The sequence below is a fragment of the Streptomyces sp. Tu 3180 genome, assembly GCF_009852415.1.
Classification (GTDB): domain Bacteria; phylum Actinomycetota; class Actinomycetes; order Streptomycetales; family Streptomycetaceae; genus Streptomyces.
In genome coordinates this window covers 2,417,924-2,438,700 of the sequence record NZ_WOXS01000002.1, presented here as the reverse complement: position 1 = coordinate 2,438,700, position 20,777 = coordinate 2,417,924, and the positions used below count along the sequence as shown (strand labels likewise).

Genomic DNA, 20,777 nt, shown 5'->3' with positions numbered 1-20,777 from the left:
GACCACCGCGCCCCGGCCCTGGCCGGGGCGTGCTCAGACCACCGCGCCCCGGCCCGGGTCGTCGTCGTCCTCGTCGTCCGTGCGCATGCGCATCACCAGCGTGGCGAAGCCGCCCAGGAAGCCGCCGATGGAGAGCGTGGTCAGCCACCAGGTCATCTCCCAGCCGAGCAGCACCGCCAGCAGGAGCAGCAGCGGACCGCCCAGCACCCCGAGCCAGGCGAACTTGGCGGTGACGTCGGCCTCCGGCAGCGGCGGCGGCTCCGGCGGGACGAAGTGGCCCTCGTCGCCCTCGTCGAAGTCGTCCTCCGCCGGCTCGGACACGTTGTAGTCGCGCGGGCCGACCCCGGGCGCGAAGGAGACGGAGCCGCCCAGCGGCTTGGCCGGCTCGTCCTCGGCCTTCCGCGGGGCCTCGGCCTCCACCTGCCCGTCGTTGGTTCCGGACTCCAGCAGCGCCAGGTCCTCGACCGACTTGAACGGCTTGGTCCCCGGCGGATCCGGCGGCTCCTCGCCGTACCCGGCGACGATCGCCGCCCACGCGGCGTCCTCGTCGAAGGGGGCGCCCCCGTCCTCCGGCTCCTTCGGCGCGCGGTCCTCGGCGCCCTCGCGGCCCTCGCGGCTCTCGCGGTCCTCGCGGTCCGAGTCGTGCTCAGCCACCTGCGGTCGTCCCTTCCTTGCCGAGACCGGGCTCCTTGACGGTGCCGGGGGAGAGCCGGCCGATGAACGCGGTGCTCTCCTGGAAGATCCGCTCCGCGTCGTGGTCCAACGTCGCCACGTGGTAGCTCTGTTCCAGCAGGACCTCCGTCACGTCCACCGACGAGACCCGGGCGAGGACGCGGGCCGAGTCCGCGGGCGGCACCACGTGGTCCTGCGGGCTGCGCAGCAACAGCAGCGGCTGGGTGACCCGGGGCAGCTCGCCGTCGAGGCGACGCAGGAACGCCCGCAGGGAGTGCGCCGCGTGCAGCGGCACCCGGTCGTACCCCAGCTCCGTCTGGAACGGCTTCGCGATGTCGCTCGCGATCCCCTTCGTCGCCGGGACGAGGTGACGGAGCACCGGGAGGGCGTGCGCGGCCACGCCGTGCACCCGGTTCGCCGGGTTGACGACCACGACCCCGCTCACCGCGTCGCCGTGGAGCGCGGCCAGCCGCAGGGCGAGCGCGCCGCCCATCGACAGACCGGCCACGAACACCCGGGGGCAGCGGTCCAGCAGCAGCCGCAGCTCGCGGTCCACCTCCGCGTACCAGTCCTGCCACCCGGTGACCCGGAGGTCCTCCCAGCGCGTGCCGTGCCCGGGCAGCAGCGGCAGCGACACGGTCAGGCCGTGCCCGGCGAGGTGCTCCGCCCAGGGGCGCAGCGACTGCGGTGAACCGGTGAAGCCGTGGCAGAGGAGGACGGCGGTCTCCCCGCCCTCGTGGTGAAACGGCTCGGCTCCGGTCAGGAGCGGCACCTTCGGCCTCCTGTTCGTGGGAACTCGTGGAAGGGCCCGGCACGTCATGACGGCCGGGGCGGGGACGGCACACGGATTGCAGGACCTTCACCGTACGCGACCGCACTGACACCGACCAGGGCCGTCGGGTCCTTCCGCGGCGCTCCGGGATATGGTCTGACCTACACACACAGGAGGCACTCGGTTGTTGTACGGCGCGATGAAGGTCACCATCGGAGGGCCGCTGAAGCTTGCCTTCAGGCCCTGGGTGGAGGGCCTGGAGAACGTCCCCGCCGAGGGCCCGGCCATCCTGGCCAGCAACCACCTGTCGTTCTCCGACTCCTTCTTCCTGCCGGCCGTGCTGGACCGCAAGGTCACCTTCATCGCCAAGGCCGAGTACTTCACCACGCCGGGCGTGAAGGGCCGCCTGACGGCCGCCTTCTTCAAGGGCGTGGGCCAGCTCCCGGTGGACCGCTCCGGCGCCCGCGGCGCGGGTGAGGCGGCGATCAGGAGCGGCATCGAGGTCCTCGAACGCGGCGAGCTGTTCGGCATCTACCCGGAGGGCACCCGCTCGCCCGACGGCCGCCTCTACCGCGGCAAGCCCGGCGGCCTCGCGCGCGTGGCGCTGGCCACCGGCGCGCCCGTGATACCGGTCGCCATGATCGACACGGAGAAGATCCAGCCGCCCGGGAAGGTCGTGCCGAAGCTGATGCGGCCGGGCATACGGATCGGCCGGCCGCTGGACTTCCGCCGTTACCAGGGCATGGAGCACGACCGCTTCGTCCTCCGCGCGGTGACCGACGAGGTCATGTACGAGATCATGAAGCTCTCCGGCCAGGAGTACGTCGACATGTACGCGACCGCCATGAAGCGGCAGATCGCGGAGGCGGCCAAGGCCGAGAAGGAGGCCGGGAAGGCGGCGAAGGCCGCCCTCGCGCGCGCGGAGAGGGAACAGGCCGAGAAGCTGAAGGCCGCCATGGAGCGGGCCGACAAGGAACAGGCCGAACGGGATCGGGCCGGCAAGCGGCGTTCCGACCCCTAGACGGGGTCCGGGACGGAAGTGGGGGGACATGCGGGGGCGCGAGAAGGTCATGAGGATGTCGGTCGAGCTGCCGCTGTGGCGCGCGCTCACCGGCTACCGGTTGCTCGCCATGGTGTACGCGATCGGCCTGTTCGCCGCCGCCCGCGAGGAGTTCGCCCGTCCCTGGCTCGCCGCCGCCTACTTCGCCCTCCTCGCCGTGTGGACCCTGGCCACCCTGCCCAGGGTCGCGAACGCCGCCGCCTGCACCAGGGGCTTCCTCGCCGCCGACCTGACCGTCGCGCTCGCCGGCATCCTGCTCACCCCCGTCGCCGACGCGCACGAACGCGTCCAGGCCGGCGGCCCGACCCTGCCGTCCATCTGGACCGCCGGAGCGGTGCTCGCCTTCGCCATCAAGGGCGGCTGGCGCTGGGCGGCCCTCGCCTCCACCCTCGTCGCCGTGGCCAACCTGGTCGAACGCGGCAGCCCCGCCCGCGACACCGTGCACAACGTGATCCTCGTCTGGGTCGCCTCCATCGCCATCGGCTACGTCGTCGAGGTCGCCCGCGCCTCCGAGCGCACCCTCGCCCGCGCCCTGGAGATCGAGGCCGCGACCAGGGAGCGGGAGCGGCTCGCGCGGGACATCCACGACAGCGTGCTCCAGGTGCTCGCGATGGTGCAGCGGCGCGGCGCCGTCATCGGCGGCGAGGCGGCGGAGCTGGGCCGGCTGGCCGGGGAGCAGGAGGTCGCCCTGCGCACGCTGGTCTCCGGCGGGCTGGTACCGGCCCCCCGGGTCCCGCAGGACACCGCCCGGGGCGCCGTCGTACGGGCCGTGGACGAGGACGGCACCGGGGACGACGAGCCGGTCGACCTGCGCACCCTGCTCGCCCCCTGCGCCGGATCCCTGGTCAGCCTCGCCGAGCCCGGAGCGCCGGTGCGGCTGGCCCCGGCCGCCGCGCGGGAGGTGGCCGCCGCCGTCGGGGCCGCCCTGGACAACGTCCGCAGGCACGCCGGGGAGGGGGCGCGCGCGTGGATCCTGGTCGAGGACGAACCGGACCAGGTGATCGTCACCGTCCGCGACGACGGACCCGGCATCCCCGAGGGCCGGCTCGCCCAGGCCGAGGGCGAGGGCCGGCTCGGCGTGGCCCTGTCCATCCGGGGCCGGCTGCGCGACCTCGGCGGCAGCGCCGAGGTGATCTCGGTGCCGGGGCAGGGCACGGAGGTCGAGTTGAGGGTGCCGAAGGCAGGGAACGACGGGACGGACGTCCGGGGGAAGGCGGAGCAGCGATGACGGACACCGCAGCCGAACGGGAGGCCGGCCGGGGCCCGGTCAGGGTGATGGTGGTCGACGACCACCCCATGTGGCGCGACGCCGTCGCCCGCGACCTGTCCGAGTCCGGCTTCGACGTGGTCGCCACCGCGGGGGACGGCGACCAGGCGGTGCGCCGCGCCAAGGCGGCCGCCCCGGACGTGCTCGTCCTCGACCTGAACCTGCCGGGCAGGCCCGGCGTCCAGGTCTGCAAGGAGGTCGTCGCCGCGGACCCCGCCCTGCGCGTCCTGGTGCTGTCGGCGAGCGGTGAGCACGCCGACGTGCTGGAGGCGGTGAAGTCGGGCGCGACCGGCTACCTGCTGAAGTCGGCCTCCACCGAGGAGCTCCAGGACGCGGTGCGCCGCACCGCCGCCGGGGACCCGGTGTTCACCCCCGGCCTGGCCGGACTCGTCCTCGGCGAGTACCGCCGCCTCGCCTCCGAACCGGCCGGGCCCGCCCCCGGCGGCGCCGAGTCCAAGGCGCCCCGGCTGACCGAGCGCGAGACCGAGGTGCTGCGCCTGGTCGCCAAGGGCCTGAGCTACAAGCAGATCGCCGAACGGCTCGTCATCTCGCACCGCACGGTGCAGAACCACGTGCAGAACACCCTCGGCAAGCTCCAGCTGCACAACCGCGTCGAACTCGTCCGCTACGCCATAGAACGCGGCCTCGACGACGAGTGACCCCACGGCCCGGCGGCCCGGAAGTCCGCTTCCCCGGACGCCCGGGATCCGGGCGGGGGCGGCGCGAGCCGCCGGCCGCGAGGGCCGGACGGCCCCGTTCCCGGCCCCTGCGGCCCGGGCGCCCCCGCCCCCGGGCCCGTATATTCGCCCGTACGGCGACGGACCCGGCACGACCCCCGGAGGGAACCCGTGGAGATCCTGGCTTTCGGTGTGCAGGCCGACGAGAAGCCCCTGATCGAGCGGGCCTTCGAGGACCACCACCCGGTGCGCGCCCTGGACGTCTTCCTGAACGAGGACACCGCCCCCATCGCCGCCGGCCACGAGATCATCTCCACCAGCGTCAACTGCGACCTCGGCGCCGAGGTGCTGTCGGACCTCGCGGCCGGCGGCACCCGGATGGTCGCCCAGCGGTCCACCGGCTTCAACAACGTCGACCTGTCGGTGGCCGAGCGCCTCGGCCTGACGATCGCCCGCGTGTCGTCCTACTCGCCCTACTCGGTCGCCGAGTTCGCCTGGACCCTCGCCATGGCGGTCAACCGCCGCGTCGTGCGCGCCTCCACCCGCACCCGCGACTTCGACTTCCGGCTCGACGGGCTGATGGGCCGCGACCTGCACGGGCGCACCGCCGGTGTCCTCGGCACCGGCAGGATCGGCGAGGCGTTCACCCGGATCGCCCACGGCTTCGGCATGCGGCTGCTCGGTTGGGACGTCAACGAGAACCCCGCCTGCCGCGAGCTCGGCATGACCTATGTCTCCAAGGAGCAGCTGCTTGCCGAGTCCGACCTGGTCAGCCTGCACGTTCCGCTGCTCCCCGCGACCCAGCACCTCATCGACGCCGACGCCCTGAAGGCGATGCGGGACGACGCGATCCTGGTGAACTCCAGCCGGGGCGGCCTCATCGACACCGCGGCCCTCGTCGCCGAGCTGCGCGAGGGCCGCTTCACGGGCGTCGGACTGGACGTGTACGAGGCGGAGGCGGGACTGTTCTTCCTCGACAAGTCCCTGGAGGCCGTCGACGACGACACCCTGGCCCGCCTCGTCACGTTCCCGAACGTCCTGGTCACCTCCCACCAGGCCTACTACACCGCGGACGCCGTCGGGCAGATCGTCGGGACCACGGTCGGCAACGTCCTCGACTACACCGCCGGCCGCCGCTCCGGGAACGTGCTGGTGCCGCGCAGCTGACCCATCAGCTCCCGCACGATCGCCGCGCCGTTCAGGGTCAGCACCGACTCCGGGTGGAACTGCACCCCCGCGAAGCCGGGTCCGCGCAGCGCGTGCACCTCGCCGTTGGCGGCGCGGCTCACCTCGACGCCGCGCGCGGCCAGTTCCCGCGCGGTGTCGTCGTCGCAGTGCGCCACGAAGCTGTTGTAGAAGCCGACCGTCTCCGGGCGCCCGAACAGGTCGATCTCCGTCTGCGCCCCCTGGTACGGCACCTCCTTGCGCACGGTCTCCAGGCCCAGTCCGGCCGCGATCAGCTCGTGGCCCAGGCAGACGCCGAGGACGCCGTGCCGGTTCACGGGGGCACCCCCCGCCCGGGCGGAGCCGGGAGCCCGGGAGGCGATCACCTCGGCGGTCAGCGCGCGCAGGAACCGCATCTTCGGGTCGGCCCTGTCGGACGGGTCGCCCGGCCCGGGCCCGAGCACCAGCGGCCCCTCGTGCGCCGGCACCGCCTCCCGCAGCCCCGGCTCGTCGTACCGCCGCACGGTCACGTCCAGCCCGGCGGCGCGCAGCACATGGGCGAGCATCGCGGTGAAGGTGTCCTCCCCGTCGACGACCAGGGCGTGACCGGCCGGCGCGGCCGGCCGCTCCTGCATCCGCAGCCAGAACGGCGCCAGCGAGGCCCGGCGCCCGTCCAGCGCCGCCCGCACCCGGGGATCGTCGGCCAGCCCCGGCCGCAGGGCCCCGTCGCGCGGCCGCCCGGGACGCACGCCCAGCGCGGCCAGCACCCCGGCCGCCTTGGCGTGGGTCTCCGCGACCTCGCCCGCCGGGTCCGAGCCGCGCACCAGGGTGGCCCCGACCGGCACCCGCAGCCGCCCGGCCGCGTCGATGTCGGCGGTACGGATCAGGATGGGGGAGTCCAGCGTCTGGGCCCCGCCCTCGTCGCGGCCGATGAGCGCCAGCGCGCCCGCGTAGTAACCGCGCCCGCCGGCCTCGTGCCGCTCGATCACCCGGCAGGCGTTCTGCACCGGCGACCCGGTGACGGTCGCCGCGAACATGGTCTCCTTCAGCACCTCGCGCACGTCCAGCGAGGAGCGGCCGCGCAGCTCGTACTCGGTGTGCGCGAGGTGCGCCATCTCCTTCAGCCGGGGCCCGACAACGACCCCGCCCATGTCGCCGACGGTGCACATCATCTTGAGCTCCTCGTCGACGACCATCGACAGCTCCTCGATCTCCTTGCCGTCGGCGAGGAACTCCAGCAGGTGCTCCGGGGTCGGCCCCCCGGCCGGGTAGCGGTAGGTGCCGCTGATCGGGTTCATCACGACCGTCCCGCCGGACGCCCGCACGTGCACCTCGGGGCTCGCCCCGACCAGCGTGCGGTCCCCGGTGTGGACGACGAACGTCCAGTACGCCCCCCGCTCGCCCTCGAGGAGGCGCCGGAAGAGGCTCAGGGCGTCGGCCCGTCCGAACCCGGGGATCTCGCCCTCGTACGTCCGCCGGATCACGAAGTTGGCGCCCTCGCCCCGCCCGATCTCCTCGTCGAGGACCCGCCCGACGATCCGCGCGTACTCCTCGTCGCCGACGTCGAAGCCGCCGCCCTCCACCCGGACGTCGTGCGCGGGGAGCCGGTCGAGGGCCTCGGTGAGCGGAATCCCGTACCGCTCCTCGGGCGTCAGCACCAGCAGCGGGGTGCCGTCGTCACGGACGTCGAAGCCCCGCTCGCGGATCTGCCGGAAGGGGACGACCGCCAGGCCCTCGTCGGGCAGGTCGGCCAGGCGGTCACGGGTGCCGACCGGGCCGATCAGCAGCTCGACCACGTCGTGATCGCGGCCCGGCGTGCGGCGGTGCAGCAGGGCGAAGGGGCGTTCGTCGTGCGGGAGCTGTGCCAGGTCCATGGGGTGTCCCTCGTCTCGTCGCTGTCATGAGCGTGAGGAACGGCCCCGGGAAACGCCGAAGGCCGCCCCTCGGGCGGCCTTCGCGGAGTCTGTGCGTACGCGCAGTCAGTGGGCCGCCGGAGAAGCGGTCCACCACCAGTTCTGGGTCGGGTGCGCGAACATGCGACGCACCCTATCGCATCGGTGGCGGGCCGGGGCCCGGTCCGGACGGCTGTCCGGCCCCGCGCCCCGGGCGGTGAGGCCGGTACGGCGTGGCCGAGCCGGACGTGGCCCAGGTGGACGCCGTACGCGAGCAGTCCGCGGCGGCGTGCCCCGGGTTCGCGGCGCCCCGTGCGGGCGAGCGGTGCGTGTCTCACTTGGTGAGCGGCGGGGTGGACGGCGGTTCGGACCCCGTAGTGTTGATGCCGTGACCGTGAACGCTAAGACCAGCGCGAGCGCTGGCAACACCTGGCAACATCTGCCCGCGGCGCAGCAGCCCGAGTACCCCGACGCCGAGGCTCTGCGCGCAGTGATCGCGGACCTCGAGTCGTATCCACCGCTCGTCTTCGCGGGCGAGTGCGACCAGCTGCGCGCCCGGATGGCGGCTGTCGCCAAGGGAGAGGCGTTCCTCCTCCAGGGCGGCGACTGCGCCGAGGCCTTCGACGCGGTGTCCGCCGACCACATCCGCAACAAGCTCAAGACGCTGCTCCAGATGGGCGCCGTGCTCACGTACGCGGCCTCCGTGCCGGTCGTGAAGGTCGGCCGGATCGCCGGCCAGTACTCCAAGCCGCGCTCCAAGCCCACCGAGACCCGCGACGGCGTGACGCTGCCCACCTACCGCGGCGACTCCGTCAACGGCTTCGACTTCACCGAAGAGGCCCGGATCCCGGACCCCGAGCGGCTGAAGCGGATGTACAACGCCTCGGCCTCCACGCTGAACCTGGTGCGCGCCTTCACCACCGGCGGCTACGCCGACCTGCGCCAGGTGCACGCCTGGAACCAGGACTTCGTGAAGTCGTCCCCGTCCGGCCAGCGTTACGAGCAGCTCGCCCGCGAGATCGACAACGCGCTGAACTTCATGCACGCCTGCGGGGTCGACCCGGAGGAGTTCAAGACCGTCGAGTTCTTCTCCTCGCACGAGGCGCTGCTGCTCGACTACGAGTCGGCGCTCACCCGCGTGGACTCGCGCACCGGTCAGCTGTACGACGTCTCCGCGCACATGGTGTGGATCGGCGAGCGTACCCGGCAGCTGGACCACGCGCACATCGAGTTCGCGTCGAGGATCCGCAACCCGATCGGCATCAAGCTCGGCCCGACCACGACGGCCGAGGAGGCGCTGCAGTACATCGAGCGCCTCGACCCCGAGCGCGAGCCCGGCCGGCTGACCTTCATCGTCCGCATGGGCGCGGACAAGATCCGCGACAAGCTCCCCGAGCTGGTCGAGAAGGTCACCGCCTCCGGCGCCACCGTCGCCTGGGTGACCGACCCGATGCACGGCAACACCTTCGAGGCGGCCTCCGGCCACAAGACCCGCCGCTTCGACGACGTGCTCGACGAGGTCAAGGGCTTCTTCGAGGTCCACAAGGAGCTCGGCACCCACCCGGGCGGCATCCACGTGGAGCTCACCGGCGACGACGTCACCGAGTGCGTGGGCGGCGGCGACGAGATCTTCGTCGACGACCTGCACCAGCGCTACGAGACGGCCTGCGACCCGCGGCTCAACCGCAGCCAGTCGCTGGACCTGGCGTTCCTCGTCGCCGAGATGTACCGGGACCAGTGACCGGCTGTGCCGGTGACGGCACCGGCAGGGGTGGGGCGTGGATCACAGCGATCCACGCCCCACCCCGCTTTTGCGGCCTCCGAGCGCCGAGTAAGGTTAGGTTTGCCTCACCGATCAGTCGGGCCTCCGGTCAGTCGGTACGGCACGACCATGGACCCCGCCCGGGAGGTGAACCGCGTGTTCGTCTGCAGCTGCTTCGGTGTGACCGAGGAACAGGTGAGGAGTCACGCGGAGGCCGGCGCGAGCACGCCCCGGCAGATCGCCTCCGCCTGCAAGGCCGGAACCGACTGCGGCGGCTGCGTACGGCGCATCCAGGCGCTGCTGGGCCGCGGTGCCTGCCCCCGCCGCCGGCTGATCGACCAGGGGGAGCCGCCGCTCACGGCGGAGCTGCCCGAAGTCGCCTAGGGGCGGCCCGGAGGCCGTCCGGAATCCGCCCGGTGCGTCGCGCCTAGTGCGTCGAGAACCCGCTCGTCCCCGGACCCGAGGAGTCGGGCTGGGACTGCTCGATGACCGTCGACAGGTACAGCGACTCGCCCAGCTTCTCGATCAGGTCCAGCTGGGTGTCCAGGTAGTCGATGTGGTGCTCCTCGTCGGCCAGGATCGCCTCGAAGACGTTGGCCGAGGTGATGTCGCCCTTGTTGCGCATGACCTCCACCCCGCGGCGCAGGCGGTCGATCGCCTCGAGTTCGATCTCCCGGTCGGCCTGGAACATCTCGGTCACCGTCTGCCCGACCCGGACGTGGAACAGCCGCTGGTAGTTCGGCAGGCCGTCGAGCAGCAGGATGCGGTCGGTGAGCACCTCGGCGTGCCGCATCTCGTCGAAGGACTCGGCGCGCGTGTACCGGGCGAGTTTCGTCCAGCCCTTGTGGTCCTGCAGCTTCGAGTGCAGGAAGTACTGGTTGATCGCCGTGAGCTCGGCGGTCAACTGCTCGTTCAGGAATTCGATGACCTCGGGGTCGCTCTGCATCGCGTGGGTTCCTTCCGCGCGGGAACGGGCGGGTTGCGCCGCATGATTGCACCGGTGGAGAAGATCGTCCAGTAAGTCTTCACTTAGTAAGTAAGTCCATGCTCGGTGGAATTCGTAACGTCTTGTCCGAGTTTATAGAGGCCCATTCGGAGGCATTGCCCCGGGTCTGTCAGGATGGAGGCATGGGTCATCCGGCGGGACGCGAATCGGGGGAGCGCGCATCAGAGGGAGCGGCGCGGTTCGAGCTCCCGCCGGGACAGCGCCTGCAGCGCGGCTGGCCGGTCACGCACTACGGGCCGGTCCCCAAGTTCCGGCCCGAGCGCTGGGAGTTCCGGGTCTTCGGCGCCACCGCCGACGGTGAGAAGCACGGCTGGAGCCACGAGGAGTTCACGGCCCTGCCGTACGTCACCGTGGTGGCCGACCTGCACTGCGTCACGAAGTTCAGCATGGTCGGCGCCGAGTGGGGCGGAATCCCGGCCCGCACCATCCTGGACGTCGCCCCGCCCGCGCCCGACGTCACCCATGTGATGGTGTGGGCGGAGTACGGGTTCAGCTCCAACCTCCGGCTGGCCGACTTCGCCTCCGAGCGCACCCTGTTCGCCACCCACAAGGACGGCGAGCTGCTGACCGCCGAGCACGGCTTCCCGCTGCGCCTGATCGTCCCCCACCTGTACGCCTGGAAGGGCCCCAAGTGGGTCCGCGGCATCGAGTACATGACCGCCGACCGCCGGGGCTTCTGGGAGGAGCGCGGCTACCACAACATCGGCGACCCCTGGAAGGAACAGCGTTACTCCTACCAGGAGGAGCCGGGGGAGGGCCCCGAGCTCTGACCCGGGAGCGCGCCCCGGGACCGCCCCGGGCCGGCTCGACGCGTCCCGCGCGTCCGGCGGTGTCCCGCGTGTCCCGGCGTGTCAGGCGTCCCGGAGCTTCTTCAGCCGCTCCACGTCCGCCGCGTGCCCCTCCTTGCCGCCCGGGGTCTCGATGATCAGCGGCACGCCCTCCGTCGCGGGGTGCGTCATCAGCGCCCGGAAGGGGTCCTCGCCGATGTGGCCGGCGCCGATGTTCGCGTGCCGGTCCTTGTGCGCTCCGACCACGTCCTTGGAGTCGTTGGCGTGGATCAGCTTCAGCCGGCCCGCGCCGACCGTGTCCACCAGCGAGTCCAGCGTCTGCCGCACCCCGCCGGGCCCGGTCAGGTCGTGGCCGGCCGCGAAGACGTGGCAGGTGTCCAGGCAGACGCCCAGCTTCGGATGGGCGTCCAGCGCCTCGAAGTACGGTCCGAAGTCCCAGGTCCGCGAGCACAGCGAGGCCCCCTGGCCCGCCGTCGACTCCAGCAGCAGGAACGGGTCGTCGTCATGGGTGAGCTCGTCGAGCAGCGGCAGCAGGTGCTCCCGCACCTGCCTCAGCGCCACCGGCCGCTCCCGCCCGCCGGTCGCGCTGCCGGTGTGCACCACCACGCCCAGCGCGCCGATCTCCCGGCCGCGCCGCAGGGAGTGCCGCAGCGACTCCACGGACCGCAGGGCGGTCGCCTCGGTGTGGGACCCGAAGTTGATCAGGTACGGGGCGTGCACGTACACCGGGACCGACTCGGCGGCGCAGGCCGCGCGGAACGCCTCGTCCTGCTTCGGGTCGCCGGACGGCGTGGCCCAGCCGCGCGGGTTGGCGACGAAGACCTGCACGGCCTCGGCGCGCAGGTCACGGGCGTAGGACAGGCCGACGGAGTGCAGGCCCCCGGCCACGGGGACGTGGCTGCCGATGGGGTTGCGGGCGGGGCCGGACGGGTGACTCTTCACCCGTCAAGGGTGTCATGATCGCCCGGGTCCCCGGCCGGGACCCCGTCCCGTCCCGCCCCGTTCCGCCGGTCCGTCGTACCGTCAGCCGATCCCGATGGTGATCGTCGAGCCCTTGGGCGCGGTGTCCCCGCCGTCCACCGACTGGTCCTCGACCGTGTCGCCGAACAGGCCGAGCAGACCGCGGTCCTCCTCCACCCGGAACCCGGCCCCCTCCAGCTTCTCCCTGGCCTCGTCCACGCTGTCGCCCACCACGTCCGGCACCTCGACCATCTCCGGCCCCTTGGACAGCGTCAGCGTCACGGTGTCGCCCCCGGCGGCCTGACGGCCCGCCTGCGGGGTCTGCCGGGCCACCCGGCCGGCGTCGTGCTCGGAGGTGACCCGCCCGGCGGCGACCTCCACCTCCAGGCCGGCCTCCTCCAGCTCGGCGCGGGCGTCCTGGAGGTCGTCGCCGGTCACGTCCGGAACGTCCACCGGGCGGCCCTTGCTCACGGTGAACGCCACCGCCGAGCCCGCGCGGACCTTCGTGCCCTTCCCCGGCTCGGTGGAGACCACGAAGCCCTCGGGCACGTCCTCGCTGAACGCCCGGGTGACCATGCCCGGCTCCAGGCCCTCGTCCTCCAGCACGGAACGCGCCTTGTCCAGCCGGTAGCCGTCCACATCGGGCACCCGCACGGTCTGCGGGCCCTTGGAGACGGTGAGCGACACCGAGTCGTTGCCGCGGATGCGGGCGCCGGCCTCCGGGTCCGTGCTGATCACCGTGCCCCGCTTCACGGTGTCGCTGTACGCCTCCTCGACCCCGCCGACCTCCAGCCCGGCGTCCGCCAGCCGGTCCCGGGCCTCCTGCTCGGTCTTCGACAGCAGCGGCGGCACCTTGGTGAACTGGCCGGAGTTGATGTACCACACGCCCGTGCCCACGCCGAGGACCAGCAGCACGGCCACGACGATCGCCGTCGGTCCGCCCCGCAGCGCCGGGCGGCGCCGGGGCGGCAGCGGCGGCGGGGACGCGAGCCGGCTGGTGCGGTGGAAGGCGTCCGCGCCGTCGGTTCCGGCCGGGACGCCCCCCTCGTCCTCGCCGGCCGGCAGCGGGCGGGACGGGGGTCCCCCCGCGCGGGCGAAGCCGGGCGCGGGGGAGGTCAGCGCGCGCGGGATGACGCTCGTACGGTCCTCGGCGTTGTCGTGCTCGGCCGTCAGCGCCTGCGGCGGCACCGCGTCCAGCTGCTCCTCGCCGAGCCCGCCGCGCGTCCCGCGGACCCGCGCGAGCAGCGCCACCGCGTCGTGCGGGCGGAGGTCCGGGGTGCGCGCGGTCGCCGACGCGACCAGCTCGTCCAGCTCGTACGCCATGCCGGGCACGGCGGCCGACGGCGGCGGCACGTCCTCGTGCAGGTGCTTGTAGAGCACGGTCGCGGGGGAGTCGCCGTCGTGCGGCTTCCCGCCGGTCAGCATCTCGTACAGCAGGATGCCGCAGGCGTAGACGTCCACCCGGGGATCGGCGGTGCCGCTCTCGATCTGCTCCGGCGCGAGGTAGGAGACCGTGCCCAGCACGGTCCCGGTGGTGTTCGTCACCGTGTCCACGGCCCGGACCAGCCCGAAGTCGGCGACCTTGACCCGGCCGTCGTCCCCGATCAGCACGTTCTCGGGCTTCATGTCCCGGTGCACGAAACCGGCCCGGTGCGCGGCGCCGAGCGCGGCCAGCACCGGCTCCAGGATGTCCAGCGCGGCCCGCGGCTGCAGCGCGCCGCGCTCGCGCAGCACGTCCCGCAGGGTGCAGCCGGCGATGTACTCCATCGCCAGGTAGACGTACGCCCCGTCGGTGCCCTGGTCGAAGACCTGCACCACGTTCGGGTGGGCCAGCCGGGCCACCGACTTCGCCTCGCGGATGAACCGCTCGACGAACGAGCCGTCGGCCGCGAGGGAGGGGTGCATCACCTTGAGCGCGAGGATGCGGTCGAGGCGGGTGTCCACGGCCCGGTAGACCGTGGCCATCCCGCCGACCGCGATCCGCGCCTCGACGCGATAGCGGCCGTCGAGCACCTGCCCGACCAGAGGGTCCTGAAGGGTCGTGTCCACGCAGGCGAGTTTACGAGCCGGCACCGGCGGCCCCGACCGCTCCGGCCCCGTTCGGAGCGGGACTGCAGCCGAGCTGTGACGCAACGCACGCGCCCGCGCCCCCACGCCCCGCGCGCCCGCCGGCCGGGAACGGGCGGCGCGGGGGCGGTGAGGGGGCAACGGCGACCGCACCGACGGCGACGGCCGGCCGCACCGCCGGTCAGAACGCGGGGCGCTCCGGGTCCAGCACCGCCAGGCCCTCCCCGGGGGACGACGCCTGCGCGAAGTGCCTGCGCGGGATCCGCCCCGCCAGCCGGGCCAGCCGGCCCGCCTCCACCGCGTGACGCATGGCGCCGGCCATCATCACCGGCTCCTGCGCCCGCGTCACCGCCGAGGCCAGCATCACCCCCGCGCAGCCCAGCTCCATCGCCAGCGCCGCGTCCGACGCCGTGCCCGCCCCCGCGTCCAGGATCACCGGCACGCGCGCGTGCTCCACGATCAGCTGGAAGTTGTGCGGGTTGCGGATCCCGAGCCCGGACCCGATCGGCGACCCCAGCGGCATGATCGCCGCACAGCCGACGTCCTCCAGCTTCCGCGCCAGCACCGGGTCGTCGTTGGTGTACGGCAGCACCGTGAACCCGTCGTCGACCAGCGTCTCCGCCGCCTCCAGCAGCTCGACCGGGTCCGGCAGCAGCGTGCGCTCGTCGGCGATGACCTCCAGCTTGACCATCTCGGTGCCGAGCGCCTCCCGCGCCAGACGCGCGGTGAGCACGGCCTCCCCGGCGGTGAAGCACCCCGCCGTGTTCGGCAGCACCCGGATGCCCAGCTTCTCCAGCACCGACAGGACGGACCCGTGCACCGACGGGTCCACCCGCCGCATCGCCACGGTCGTCAGCTCCGTCCCGGACGCCACCAGCGCCCGCTCCAGCACGTCCAGGCTGGGCGCCCCGCCGGTTCCCATGATCAGACGGGACGTGAACGACGTACCGCCGAGGACGAACGGATCGTCGGCCATGGTCAGCCTCCTTGGACGGCGGTGAGGACTTCCACGCGGTCGCCCTCGGAGAGGGCGGTGGCGGGCCACTGCGCGCGCGGGACGACGGTCTCGTTCAGGGCGGCGGCCACTCCCGAGGGCGCCGCGGTGAGCGAGCGCACGACGACGTCGAGGGCCGTGCCGGGCTCGACCGCCCGGGGTTCCCCGTTGACCGAGATGTTCATGCGGACTGCTCCGTGAGTGCGGCGGCGGTGAAGCGCAGGGGGGTGAAGGCGCGGGCCTCCTCCGGGAGTTTCCCGGTGGTCAGGACGTGCGCCAGCACGTCGCCGGTCACCGGCGTCAGCAGGACGCCGTTGCGGTAGTGGCCGGTGGCCAGCACCAGCCCCTCCAGCGCGGTCGGGCCGAGCAGCGGCGCGTTGTCGGGGGAGCCGGGGCGCAGCCCGGCCCGGGTCTCGGTGAGCGGCAGCTCGGTGAGCCCCGGGACCAGCTCGTGGGCGTCGCGCAGCAGCTCGTACACCCCGCCCGCGGTGACGGTCGTGTCCCAGCCCATCTCCTCGCTGGTCGCCCCGATGACCAGTTCGCCGCTCTCGCGCGGCACCAGGTAGACGTGGCTGCCGCGCACCACGGCCCGCACGGTCCGGCTCAGGAACGGCGCGGTGTGCGCCGCGTGCCCCGGCATCGTCAGCCGCACCACCTGCCCCTTCACGGGACGCACGGGCGGCAGCACGTCCCGGGGGACGCCCGCGAGCCGCCCGCTGAGGCTGCCCGCGGCGAGCACCACCTGCCCGGCGCCCCGTTCGGTGCCGTCGGCGGTGACGACGCCCGTCGCCCGGTCCCGCGCGACGGTGAGCCGCTCGGCCCGCGTGCGGTGCACGACCACACCGGCCCGTTCGCACGCGGTCACCAGCGCCGCCGCCAGCCGCCGCGGGTCGATCTGGTGGTCGCCGTCGACCCTCAGGCCGCCGCGCACACCCGGCGCGAGCATCGGCTCCAGGCGCCGGCACTCCCGCCCGGTCAGCCACTGCGAGTCCAGCCCCGACTGCCGCTGCAGCGCGTGCAGTTCCCGCAGATGGGCACGGTCGTCGGCGTCCAGCGCCACCGCGAGGGTGCCGCACCGGCGGTAGCCGAGGGCGTGCCCGGTGAGCTCGGTCAGCTCGGCCGCGAAGTCCGGGTAGCGGCGCGCGGAGGCGAGGTTCAGACCGAGCAGGGTCTGCTCGCCGTAGTGCAGTTCCGTGACGGCGGCCAGCATCCCGGCGGCCACCCGGGCGGCGCCGCCGCCCGGCTCGGGGTCCACCAGGGCCGTGGCGAGACCGCGCTGCGCGGCCCGCCAGGCCGTGACCAGACCGATGATTCCGCCCCCGACGACGAGGACGTCCGAGGTGCGCGTGGGCGACATGGGCGTCCAGCCCCTCCCTTCGCCGGCATGACCCGGATCAGGTTCGTACGGTCGGAGGCCGCCAGCCTCCCTCTCAGCCCGGTGCGTCCGGGCTCCCGCGAGTGCTTTACGTTGGCCACCCTAGCCCGCGGAGCACCGCACTCGTAAGGGAGCCTCATGGTGGCAGGTTCGCTCGACGGTCTCGTCCTCGCCCCGGTGGCCGACCAGGCCCCGGGACAGGTCGGCACCCGCACCCGGTTCGCCTACCACGAGCGGGACGGCGAGGTCTGGGCCGAGTACGCGGGCGGCGACGTCGTGCGCGGGCATCTGGTGGGCACCCGGGAGGGAGACCGGCTGGACTTCCGGTACGTGCAGCTCGGGCGGGACGGCACGACGGCGTCGGGGCACTGCGTGTCGGCGGTCGTGGAGCTGCCGGACGGGCGGATACGGCTGGAGGAGACCTGGCGGTGGGAGTCGCAGCCGGGCAGCGGGACGAGCGTCGTGGAGCAGCTCGCGGCGGACGGGGGCTGACTGACGCCTTGTCGGGTGCCCTCCGGTGTCTAAGGTGATCGGGTGAGCGAGCAGAGGCAGGAACCGGGACCGTCCGAGCCGCGGCGGGTGGTGGTGGCGGGCGCGGGCATGGCCGGCGTGCAGACCGCGGTCGCCCTGCGGGAGCAGGGCTTCACCGGCACCGTGACCCTGATCGGCGCGGAGCCCCACCAGCCCTACGACCGGCCCCCCTTGTCCAAGGCGGTGCTGCTCGGCACGGCCGAGAACTCCGCCTTCGACGTCGACTTCGAGTCGCTCGGCATCGAGCTGCGGCTCGGCTGCGAGGTGCTCGGCCTGCGCGCCGGGGACCACGAACTGGACACGGAGGCCGGACCCGTCCCCTACGACGTCCTGGTGATCGCCACCGGCGCGGAACCGCTCCGGCTGCCGGGGGCGGAGGGCGTCGCCGGGGTGCACCTGCTGCGCACCCTGGACGACGCCGAGCGGCTGCGGCCGGTCCTCGCGCGCCAGCACGACGTCGTGGTGGTCGGCGCCGGCTGGATCGGCGCGGAGTTCGCCACGGCCGCGCGCGAGGCGGGCTGCGCGGTCACCGTCGTGGAGGCCGCCGCGCGGCCGCTCGCCGAGACGCTGCCCGCCGAGGTGGCCGCCCCGATGACCGCCTGGTACGCCGACGCCGGCGTCGGCCTGCGCACGCACACGCGCGTGGAGCGCGTCGAGCCCGGTGCCGTGGTCCTCGACGACGGCACGCGGCTGCCCGCGGGGGCCGTGGTCGTCGGCATCGGGGCCCGGCCCGCCACGGCCTGGCTGGCCGGCTCCGGGATCACGCTCGGGGAGCACGGCGAGGTCGTCGCCGACCGCCACCTGGCGACCTCCCTGCCGGACGTCCACGCGGTCGGCGACTGCGCGTCCTTCCCCTCGGGGCGGTACGGCGAACGCCTGCTGGTCCACCACTGGGACAACGCCCTCCAGGGACCGCGCACGGTCGCCGTGAACATCCTCGGCGCGGCCACCGGCCGGGCGCCGGCGGTGTACGACCCGGTGCCGTACTTCTGGTCCGAGCAGTTCGGGCGCTTCGTCCAGTACGCGGGACACCACGTGGACGCCGACCGCACCGTGTGGCGCGGGGACCCCGCCGGTCCGGCGTGGACCGTGTGCTGGCTGAGGCGGTCGCGCCTGGTCGCGCTGCTGGCGGTGGGACGGCCCCGGGACATGGCCCAGGGGCGCCGGCTGATCGAGGCGGGCGCGGCGATGGACCCGGAGCTGCTGGCGGACCCGGCGCGGCCGCTGAAGGCGGCGGCCGCGTGACGGCCGGCGGACGCGTCCGCCCAGGTGGGCGGGGCTGACTTCCTCCTGTCAGTGGCAGATGGCAGGCTTGTCCCGTGACCGAGATTGACGCAAAGATCGATGCTCTCGTCCCCGGCTGGCTCACTCTCCCCGACATCGCCGAGAAGCTCGGTGTCGAGGTGACGCGCGTCCGGCAGCTGGTCAAGGAGGGCCAGCTCATCGCCGTGCGCCGAGGTGAGAACCGCGCGCTGCACGTCCCCGCCGCCTTCATCGACGGGGACAAGGTCGTCAAGGGCCTGACGGGCACCCTGACGCTCCTGCGGGACGACGGCTTCACGGTCGAAGAGATGCTGGAGTGGCTGTTCACTCCCGACCCCACGCTGCCGGGCACGCCCGCGCAGGCGCTGAACGAGAACCGCGGCACGGAGGTGAAGCGCCGCGCCCAGGCGCTCGCGGTCTGATCCCCGCCTGACCGTCCGGAGCCCGACGGCGACCACCGCCCGGCGCCCGCGGACCGCGACGCCGGGCTCGAACCACACCGACCGCCCGCCCCGGGACCCGGGGCGGGCGTGTCCCCACACACAGATCCGGCCGGTGCCCCGCGGCCTCAGGGGCGGGCCGGCCCGCGGCCGCCGGACACGCGGCGCTCCGGCCGCCGGGCACGGGACGTCCCGGCGCCCCGCCCGCCCGGGCCGGCGAGGCGCCGTTGATATCCTCCGACCCGATCCGCCGGACAGGCCCCGGCGGCGCGTGCGCCGCGGTCCGGGCCGGCCGGGGCGGTCCGCCGACGACCACCCGGGCCGTCGGGCCCGGACGCCACGACGCCACCGACACCGGGGGGACACCCGCATGTCCGACACCGCAGCCACCACCGCCCGCGCCCGGCTCGCCGACGCCCGGCTGTACCTGTGCACCGACGCCCGCAAGCGGCAGGGGGACCTCCCGGAGTTCCTGGACGCCGTCCTGGCCGGAGGGGTCGACATCGTGCAGCTGCGGGACAAGGGCATGGAGGCCGCCGAGGAACTGGAGCACCTGGCGGTCCTCGCCGAGGCCTGCGCCCGGCACGGCAGGCTGCTCGCGGTCAACGACCGCGCGGACGTCGCCCACGCCGCCGGCGCCGACGTCCTCCACCTGGGCCAGGGCGACCTGCCCGTCCCCGCGGCCCGCGCCCTTCTCGGCGACGACGTCCTGATCGGCCGCTCCACGCACGCCGAGCCCGAGGCCGCCGCGGCCGCCGTCCAGCCCGGCGTGGACTACTTCTGCACCGGCCCCTGCTGGCCCACCCCCACCAAGCCCGGCCGCCACGCCCCCGGCCTCGGCCTGGTCCGCTACGCCGCCGCCCTGCGCACCGAGCGCCCCTGGTTCGCCATCGGCGGCATCGACCTCGGCAACCTCGACGAGGTGCTGGAGGCCGGTGCCCGCCGGGTCGTCGTCGTCCGGGCCCTCACCGAGGCGGACGACCCGGGAGCGGCGGCGGCCGAGTTCGCCGGGCGGCTGCGGCAGGCCGCCGCGGACGCCGGATGACCCCGGCGCGTCTCAGGTTTGTCCAGAGTATGGACAACAAGTCGGCGAATCAGACAAATCTCTCGCTTTCGGTTGGGGGACCGCCGCACCCTGGCTAACCTGCCGGTATGGCCCTCGGAACCGCATCCACCAGGACTGATCGCGCGCGCACCGTGCGTGACATCCTCGCCGCCGGCAAGACGACGTACTCCTTCGAGTTCTCGGCGCCGAAGACCCCCAAGGGCGAGCGGAACCTGTGGAGCGCGCTGCGCAGGGTCGAGGCGGTGGCCCCGGACTTCGTCTCCGTGACCTACGGGGCCGGGGGCTCCACGCGGGCCGGCACGGTCAAGGAGACCGAGCAGATCGTCGCCGACACCACCCTCACGCCGGTCGCCCACCTCACCGCGGTCAACCACTCCGTCGCCGAGCTGCGCAACATCATCGGCCAGTACGCCGACGCCGGGATCCGCAACATGCTCGCCGTGCGCGGCGACCCGCCCGGCGACCCGATGGGCGACTGGGTGCCGCACCCGCAGGGCCTGACCTACGCCGCCGAACTCGTCCGGCTCATCAAGGAGTCGGGCGACTTCTGCGTCGGCGTCGCCGCCTTCCCGGAGATGCACCCGCGTTCGGCCGACTGGGACACGGACGTCGCGCACTTCGTCGACAAGTGCCGGGCCGGCGCCGACTACGCGATCACCCAGATGTTCTTCCAGCCCGAGTCCTATCTGCGCCTGCGTGACCGAGTCGACGCGGCGGGCTGCCGGACCCCGGTGATCCCCGAGGTCATGCCGGTGACCAGCGTGAAGATGTTGGAACGGTTGCCGAAGCTCAGTAACGCCTCGTTCCCGGACGCCCTCAAAGAGAGGATCCTCGCAGCGAAGGACGATCCGGCGGCGGTACGCTCCATTGGCATCGAGTTCGCCACGGAGTTCTGCGCTCGGCTGCTGGCCGAGGGAGTGCCCGGACTGCACTTCATCACGCTCAACAACTCCACGGCGACGCTGGAAATCTACGAGAACCTGGGTCTGCACCACCCGCCGCAGGCCTAGACCGGTCGCAC

General features: G+C 73.7%; 21 protein-coding genes and 1 riboswitch. Of the genes, 12 read left to right on the top strand and 9 right to left on the bottom strand.

The window, feature by feature from the left end; genetic code table 11:
• Nucleotides 1-33 precede the first annotated feature (33 nt).
• Nucleotides 34-654, bottom strand: coding sequence for a hypothetical protein (locus GL259_RS11905; protein WP_159531905.1), 621 nt, complete (start codon nt 652-654; stop codon nt 34-36).
• The gene (locus tag GL259_RS11900) at nt 647-1,444 is read right to left on the bottom strand and encodes an alpha/beta fold hydrolase (protein WP_159531903.1); all 798 of its coding nucleotides are present in this window, start codon (nt 1,442-1,444) and stop codon (nt 647-649) included. The genes GL259_RS11905 and GL259_RS11900 overlap by 8 nt, the downstream gene beginning before the upstream one ends.
• Nucleotides 1,445-1,643: 199 nt before the next feature.
• Between GL259_RS11900 and GL259_RS11895 the strand changes: the two genes are divergently transcribed.
• From GL259_RS11895 to GL259_RS11880, 4 genes are all read left to right on the top strand, one after another.
• A complete protein-coding gene (locus tag GL259_RS11895; protein ID WP_159538567.1) occupies nt 1,644-2,465 on the top strand; it encodes a lysophospholipid acyltransferase family protein in 822 nt (273 codons plus the stop codon).
• Nucleotides 2,466-2,493: 28 nt separating this feature from the next.
• Complete coding sequence (locus tag GL259_RS39320; protein WP_159531901.1) at nt 2,494-3,732, top strand: DUF5931 domain-containing protein; 1,239 nt, start codon at nt 2,494-2,496, stop codon at nt 3,730-3,732.
• Nucleotides 3,729-4,430, top strand: a complete 702-nt coding sequence (locus GL259_RS11885; RefSeq protein ID WP_159531899.1) for a response regulator transcription factor — start codon at nt 3,729-3,731, stop codon at nt 4,428-4,430. Before GL259_RS39320 ends, GL259_RS11885 begins: the two co-directional genes overlap by 4 nt.
• Before the next feature lie 189 nt (nt 4,431-4,619).
• Complete coding sequence (locus tag GL259_RS11880) at nt 4,620-5,615, top strand: 2-hydroxyacid dehydrogenase (protein WP_159531897.1); 996 nt, start codon at nt 4,620-4,622, stop codon at nt 5,613-5,615.
• Here the strand turns inward: GL259_RS11880 and GL259_RS11875 are convergent.
• Nucleotides 5,567-7,486 carry an anthranilate synthase family protein gene (locus GL259_RS11875; protein ID WP_159531895.1) on the bottom strand — a complete coding sequence of 640 codons (1,920 nt, stop codon included), beginning with the start codon at nt 7,484-7,486 and terminating at the stop codon, nt 5,567-5,569. The genes GL259_RS11880 and GL259_RS11875 overlap by 49 nt on opposite strands.
• 406 nt (nt 7,487-7,892) lie before the next feature.
• Here GL259_RS11875 and GL259_RS11865 point away from each other — a divergent pair, with 406 nt between their 5' ends.
• Both GL259_RS11865 and GL259_RS11860 read left to right on the top strand, forming a co-directional pair.
• The gene (locus GL259_RS11865; protein WP_159531891.1) at nt 7,893-9,245 is read left to right on the top strand and encodes a 3-deoxy-7-phosphoheptulonate synthase class II; all 1,353 of its coding nucleotides are present in this window, start codon (nt 7,893-7,895) and stop codon (nt 9,243-9,245) included.
• A gap of 150 nt (nt 9,246-9,395) precedes the next feature.
• Nucleotides 9,396-9,650 (top strand): (2Fe-2S)-binding protein, encoded by a 255-nt coding sequence (locus GL259_RS11860; RefSeq protein WP_159531889.1) that lies wholly within the window; start codon nt 9,396-9,398, stop codon nt 9,648-9,650.
• A gap of 43 nt (nt 9,651-9,693) precedes the next feature.
• On the opposite strand, the gene bfr is transcribed toward GL259_RS11860, so the two are convergent.
• Nucleotides 9,694-10,212 (bottom strand): bacterioferritin, encoded by a 519-nt coding sequence (bfr, locus tag GL259_RS11855; protein WP_159531887.1) that lies wholly within the window; start codon nt 10,210-10,212, stop codon nt 9,694-9,696.
• Between the two features lie 182 nt (nt 10,213-10,394).
• On the opposite strand from bfr, the gene GL259_RS11850 reads away from it, so the two are divergent.
• Nucleotides 10,395-11,042, top strand: a complete 648-nt coding sequence (locus tag GL259_RS11850) for a sulfite oxidase-like oxidoreductase (protein WP_159531885.1) — start codon at nt 10,395-10,397, stop codon at nt 11,040-11,042.
• Between the two features lie 81 nt (nt 11,043-11,123).
• Here the strand turns inward: GL259_RS11850 and GL259_RS11845 are convergent, their stop codons facing one another.
• From GL259_RS11845 to thiO, 5 genes are all read right to left on the bottom strand, one after another.
• Complete coding sequence (locus GL259_RS11845; protein ID WP_159531883.1) at nt 11,124-12,002, bottom strand: deoxyribonuclease IV; 879 nt, start codon at nt 12,000-12,002, stop codon at nt 11,124-11,126.
• An 81-nt stretch (nt 12,003-12,083) separates the two neighbouring features.
• Complete coding sequence (pknB, locus tag GL259_RS11840) at nt 12,084-14,069, bottom strand: Stk1 family PASTA domain-containing Ser/Thr kinase (protein ID WP_166461475.1); 1,986 nt, start codon at nt 14,067-14,069, stop codon at nt 12,084-12,086.
• Between the two features lie 199 nt (nt 14,070-14,268).
• Nucleotides 14,269-15,063: a thiazole synthase gene (locus GL259_RS11835; RefSeq protein ID WP_159531879.1), complete on the bottom strand. Its 795-nt coding sequence runs from the start codon at nt 15,061-15,063 to the stop codon at nt 14,269-14,271.
• 2 nt (nt 15,064-15,065) lie between these two features.
• Nucleotides 15,066-15,266: a sulfur carrier protein ThiS gene (gene thiS, locus GL259_RS11830; RefSeq protein WP_159531877.1), complete on the bottom strand. Its 201-nt coding sequence runs from the start codon at nt 15,264-15,266 to the stop codon at nt 15,066-15,068.
• Entirely contained in the window at nt 15,263-16,438 is a 1,176-nt protein-coding gene (thiO, locus tag GL259_RS11825; RefSeq protein WP_159531875.1) for a glycine oxidase ThiO, read from the bottom strand. The genes thiS and thiO overlap by 4 nt, the downstream gene beginning before the upstream one ends.
• Nucleotides 16,436-16,547: riboswitch (TPP riboswitch) on the bottom strand. It overlaps the preceding gene by 3 nt.
• 50 nt (nt 16,548-16,597) lie before the next feature.
• Here thiO and GL259_RS11820 point away from each other — a divergent pair.
• From GL259_RS11820 to metF, 5 genes are all read left to right on the top strand, one after another.
• Nucleotides 16,598-16,948 carry a hypothetical protein gene (locus GL259_RS11820; protein WP_159538565.1) on the top strand — a complete coding sequence of 117 codons (351 nt, stop codon included), beginning with the start codon at nt 16,598-16,600 and terminating at the stop codon, nt 16,946-16,948.
• A gap of 42 nt (nt 16,949-16,990) precedes the next feature.
• Nucleotides 16,991-18,232, top strand: coding sequence for an FAD-dependent oxidoreductase (locus GL259_RS11815; RefSeq protein WP_208026463.1), 1,242 nt, complete (start codon nt 16,991-16,993; stop codon nt 18,230-18,232).
• A 74-nt stretch (nt 18,233-18,306) separates the two neighbouring features.
• Nucleotides 18,307-18,672, top strand: coding sequence for an Rv2175c family DNA-binding protein (locus GL259_RS11810; RefSeq protein WP_159531873.1), 366 nt, complete (start codon nt 18,307-18,309; stop codon nt 18,670-18,672).
• Between the two features lie 388 nt (nt 18,673-19,060).
• Complete coding sequence (gene thiE / locus GL259_RS11805) at nt 19,061-19,735, top strand: thiamine phosphate synthase (RefSeq protein ID WP_159531871.1); 675 nt, start codon at nt 19,061-19,063, stop codon at nt 19,733-19,735.
• Between the two features lie 107 nt (nt 19,736-19,842).
• Entirely contained in the window at nt 19,843-20,766 is a 924-nt protein-coding gene (gene metF, locus GL259_RS11800) for a methylenetetrahydrofolate reductase [NAD(P)H] (RefSeq protein ID WP_159531869.1), read from the top strand.
• The last annotated feature ends 11 nt before the right edge of the window (nt 20,767-20,777 follow it).